This is a genomic window from Palleronia caenipelagi, from assembly GCF_007004065.1.
Taxonomy (GTDB): Bacteria; Pseudomonadota; Alphaproteobacteria; order Rhodobacterales; family Rhodobacteraceae; genus Palleronia; species Palleronia caenipelagi.
This window is the reverse complement of record NZ_VFSV01000100.1, coordinates 1-3,919: the sequence shown is the minus strand read 5'-3', so window position 1 is coordinate 3,919 and position 3,919 is coordinate 1. Positions and strand designations below refer to the sequence as shown.

Below are 3,919 nucleotides of genomic sequence, written 5' to 3'. Positions count from 1 at the left end.
TCGCCGCTCTCACCGAGAACGCTGTCATTGCCATCATCGCCCAGAACGGTGTCATCGGCCCGACCGCCAGCGACGGTGTCATTCCCGAAACCGCCATAAATCGTATCCGCGGAGAGGCTGCCGCCCGTATCCGCGATACTGTCATCACCGCTCTCGCCGAAAAGCAGATCACTACCGGTCCACCCATCAAGCGCGTCGTTGCCAACGCCACCGTAGAGGGTATCCCATCCGCCATCGCCAAAGAGCGAGTCGTTCCCGAGACCGCCATAGAGCGTATCATCGAAGAGTCCGGTCCCGCCCTGAACGCTATCATCGCCGGAATCGCCAAAGACCACGTCATTGCCCTGGCCACCATTAACGGTATCGTCCCCGGCCCCGCCGCTAACGGTATCATCGCCGCTCTCACCGGTAAGGAAATCGTTGCCGCCGTCCCCCAGCAGCGTATCATTCCCCAGACTCCCGCGGAGGCTGTCATCGCCCGAACCACCACTTAGAGAATCGTCGCCGCTGTCGCCAAAGATCGTGTCGTCGCCCAGACCACCGTCCAGCGTGTCAGTGCCCGTCCCGCCCCGCAGAACGTCGTCACCGCTCTCGCCGAGCAGGCTGTCATCGCCGGAGCCACCATCAAGCGTGTCGTTGCCGACACCGCCGTCCAGCGTGTCGTTCCCGGCGCCGCCAGAGATGGTGTCATCGCCCGACCCGCCGACAACCAGGTCGTCACCGGTCCCGCCGCCGAGCGTGTCGTTGCCAAGCCCCCCCACCAGCGAGTCATCGCCAGAATTGCCGCTCAACGCGTCGTCGCCTGAGCCGCCAATCAGTGTATCAACGCCGGCATCACCCGAGATGACGTCATCGCCAATACCGCCGGAGAGGCTGTCGTTCCCGATGTCTCCTATAATATTATCGTTGCCCACACCGCCGAAGAGGAGATCTTCCCCGGACCTGCCTATCAGGAGGTCGTTGCCTTCATCGCCATACACGGTGTCATCCCCGAGGCCGCCACCTAAAGTGTCATTTCCGAGTCCGCCGAAGAGTGAATCGTTGCCGACAAACCCGAAGAGTTTGTCATCGCCGCTTTCCCCGTAGAGTGTGTCGTCGCCCTGATCGCCAATGATACTGTCGTCGCCGGCGCCACCCAGGACGGAATCGTTCTCCTCACCGCCCCGCAGACTGTCATCGCCGAGACCGCCAAAGAGGGTGTCGTTGTTTTTCCCGCCGTCGATCAGATCGTTCCCCGCATCGCCCTGCAGGGAATCGGTGTCGCCAGAGCCAAAGATCAAGTCGTCTCCAGACCCGCCGACACCCACCTGGATGCCGCCATAAAACGCCCCGCCGGGTTCATTCGCGTTCAATCTGATGCGGTCATTACCGGCGCCGCCGAACAGGCTGTCCAAGCCGTCATTGCCGTCCAGCGTATCGTCGCCAGCCCCGCCAAACACGGAATCATCCCCCCGACCCGCCGACAGCGAGTCGTCGCCGTCCCCACCATACAGCGTGTCATTGCCGACATCGCCACTCAGTATATCATCGCCTGAGCCGCCAATCAGTGTATCAACGCCGTCCCCACCCAAGATGACGTCATCGCCAATACCACCGGAGAGGCTGTCGTTTTCTCCTCCGCCGAGAAGCGTGTCATTGCCGACACCGCCGTCCAGCGTGTCATCGCCCCCGTTCCCTAAAAGCGAATCGTTGCCGTCGGCACCCACCAGATCATCTGCACCAAAGCCGCCCGTGATCGTATCATCGCCTGCGCCGCCGTTGACGATATCATCGCCAGAATCAGCGCCGATAAAATCATCGCCCGAATTCCCGACAATTGTGTCGCGGCCTGAGCCGCCCGAGATTGAGTCGTTCCCCGCATCCCCACGAATGCTATCGTCGCCTGAGCCTCCGCCGATCGCGTCGGCCCCGGCGCCGCCCTGGATCTGGTCGTTTCCGGCATTCCCACCCAGCTGGTCGTCGCCGTCGTCCCCCAGAATGAGATCGTTCCCGTTGTCGCCAGAAACAACATCAGCGCCCGTGCCGCCAAAGATCGTGTCGTTGCCTTCGCCTCCTTCGAGTTGGTCGTTCCCACCCTGACCGCTGATGACGTCATCCCCATCACCGGCAGTGACGGTGTCATTGCCGAGACCGCCATAGATCGTATCGGCGGAAAAAGTGCTCCCGCTTTCAACGATACTGTCGTCCCCGCTGCCACCGTAGATCAGGTCAGACGCGGCCCCCCCATCGAGCGTATCGTTCCCGGCGCCCCCTTCGACCGTATCCACGCCGTTATCGGCATTGACCACGTCCGCCCCGGCTCCGCCAGACACGGTGTCATCGCCGGCCCCGCCGCGGAGCAGGTCATCGCCGGAATCGCCGATGAGCGTGTCATTGCCTGGGTCTCCGAAAAAGGTATCGTTGCCGGTCCCGCCGCGGAGGAAGTCATCCCCGCTGTCCCCGTCCACCGTGTCATCGCCACTGGCGCCAAACAGGCTGTCATCGCCGCTCCGACCGTCGAGAACGTCAGCCCCGGCCCCCCCGTCGAGCGTGTCGTTGCCAAGCCCCCCCACCAGCGTGTCGTCGCCCGAGGCGCCTAAGATGCTGTCGTCACCTGAGCCGCCAAATAGAGTATCTGCCGCTAATCCGCCATCGATCGTATCGTTCCCAGCGTCACCGAAAATGGTGTCGGGGGACGCTCCCCCGCCACTGTCCGTCACAATATCGTTGCCGTCACCACCGAAGATCGAGTCGCCCAAAGAGCCACCGTCAATCGAATCGTCCCCCGCACCGCCCGAGATCGTATCGCTGCCGTCACCGCCATAAATCGTGTCGAATGACGCCCCGCCACCGCTATCCGAAATACTATCATTGCCACCGCCGCCGCTGATCACATCGGACTGACTGCCCCCATCGATTATGTCGTCTCCAAAACCGCCGTCGATGGTGTCATTGCCCAGACCCCCGAAGATTGTATCCTTAGACTCACCAAGACCGCTGTCATTGATACTGTCCGCACCGTCACCACCGTCAATCAGATCAGGCTGAAACCCCCCGTCGATCGTATCGTTGCCAGAACCGCCAAAGATGGTGTCATCGCCGCCCGCCCCAAAAAGGCTGTCATCGCCACCCTGACCGCTGATGACGTCATTGGCGCCATCGGCAGTGGCGGTGTCGTTGCCAGCAGTGGGTCCGGGTCCGGGGGTCCAAATCGTAACCATGGGTCAGCCTTTCTGAAGTCTTGATGTGCGTGGGGACACGGCCACTGGGGCAGTCCCAACCGACGGATCATTTGAGGGACGAGCGCTAGCCGTCGGTATCGGCGGGACGATGCGCGCCCGGTGGCGTTGAGAAGCGGGAAATGGCCCGCTCTTGATCAGGGGATGACGCTGAGCCGAGCGTATTCCGCGCGCGGTGCGAGACGGTTCAGACCAGGTTCCGGCTTGATCGGCCCCATCGACCGACCCCCGGATTGAGGCAAAGACCTGGACAAAGCGACCGGGTCTGACCCGATCCGGATTGAGAGTATCGACCACAACAACTCCTCGCAGGCATCAACCTCAGTTGCCGGACCATACGAACGGTTAGGGCGATCTCTCAAATGAATAGTATAGATTATTCGTTTCAAATTAGCAGGTTAACATATTTTTAACCATGCGCACCCGGTTCAGGACCCGCGTGTATTCAGTGGGGATCAGGCATAATTCCCTGATCGTTTTTCGCCTCCCGCGACAAATATCGTCCGGGACAGCCCCCGGGAATGTGGACCATCATCCGGGATGGAACACCTCTTGCTTCCAGTAGATGGATCTCTGACGCCACTGGATATTCGGCAGTTCCCCGGCCGTCTGCCTGACGGCCTCGAGGGCCTCGCGCAGGGTCGCGGCTTTGCCGCTATGCGGCATCGGTGCCGGGTAGACGTGGACGGCCCAGGAATAGG

General features: G+C 61.6%; 1 protein-coding gene. It reads right to left on the bottom strand.

Annotated features, from left to right (window positions below; all coding sequences use genetic code 11):
- On the bottom strand, positions 1 to 3,200 hold a 3,200-nt coding region (locus FEV53_RS19730), incomplete at its 3' end, for a beta strand repeat-containing protein (RefSeq protein ID WP_142836356.1).
- Positions 3,201 to 3,919: the final 719 nt, after the last annotated feature.